This is a genomic window from Streptococcus sanguinis (genome assembly GCF_019929145.1).
GTDB classification, from domain to species: domain Bacteria; phylum Bacillota; class Bacilli; order Lactobacillales; family Streptococcaceae; genus Streptococcus; species Streptococcus sanguinis_U.
In genome coordinates this window covers 1-1,112 of sequence record NZ_JAHZOW010000016.1, presented here as the reverse complement: position 1 = coordinate 1,112, position 1,112 = coordinate 1, and the positions used below count along the sequence as shown (strand labels likewise).

General features: G+C 59.8%; 1 protein-coding gene. It reads right to left on the bottom strand.

Features of this window, described 5'->3' with window-relative positions; translation table 11 throughout:
* Nucleotides 1-47 precede the first annotated feature (47 nt).
* Nucleotides 48-1,112, bottom strand: a 1,065-nt coding sequence (tnpC, locus tag K1I94_RS11245) for an IS66 family transposase (protein ID WP_223315338.1), incomplete at its 5' end; no start/stop codon positions are given.

The window sequence follows — 1,112 nt, the reverse complement described above, 5'->3', positions numbered from 1 at the left end:
TCAGATAAGTGTAAGCGTGCAGCAAGAACCGTATTGACGGGGATGTGTTATTCAGTCGGCAGTGCTACGCGCCAGGGGAGCAGTTCGCCGACCCGGTTTATCGGCCAGTCGGCTATGACGGCAAGGACATAGCGGAGGTAGCTTTCTGGCTCCACTCCGGTCAGTTTGCACGTCCCGATCAGGCTGTACAGCAGCGCTCCCCGCTCTCCTCCATGATCCGAACCGAAGAACAGGTAGTTTTTGCGGCCCAGACTGACCATCCGCAACGCATTTTCAGCGATGTTATTGTCCGCCTCAGCCCAGCCATCATCTGCATAGTACGTCAGCGCCGGCCACTGGTTCAGGGCGTATGCGAACGCTTTCGCCAGTTCTGAGTGTCGCGACAGGGTTTTCATCTTTTCACGCAGCCAGCTTTCCAGGGATTTCAGCAGCGGTTTCGTTTTCAACTGACGTTCGGCAAGGCGCTGCTCCGCCGTCATTCCCCTTATCTCTGCCTCGATGGCGTACAGTTCGCCGATCCGTTTCAGCGCTTCCTCCGTCAGGGCTGACGGGGTGCGAACGTGCACATCGTGGATTTTACGGCGGGCGTGAGCCCAACAGGCGGCTTCCGTTATCCGGCCATCCCGGTACAGCTCGTTGAACCCGGCGTATGCATCCGCCTGCAGTACACCACTGAACCCCGCAAGATGGGTCTGCGGATGGATGCCTTTTCTGTCCGGGCTGTAAGCGAACCACACCGCCGGCGCCAGCGTTGACCCGGCGTTACGGTCGTCACGAACGTAGGTCCATAACCGCCCGGTCTTCGTTTTCTTATTGCCTGGCAACAGCACCGGGACAGGCGTGTCATCAGCATGGAGCTTACCGTCAGTCAGCACATAGCCATGAAGCGCCTCTTCCAGCGGAGACAGCAGCCGGCAGCATGCATCCACCCAGCCCGACAGCAGTGAACGGCTCAGCTCCACACCTTGCCGGCCGTATATTTCTGACTGGCGATACAGCGGGGTGTGCTCTGCATACTTCGAGGTCAGCACGCGGGCCAGCAGCCCCGGTCCGGCGATACCCCACTCGATGGGCCGCGAAGGTGCAGGTGCCTGCACGATGGCATCGCACTG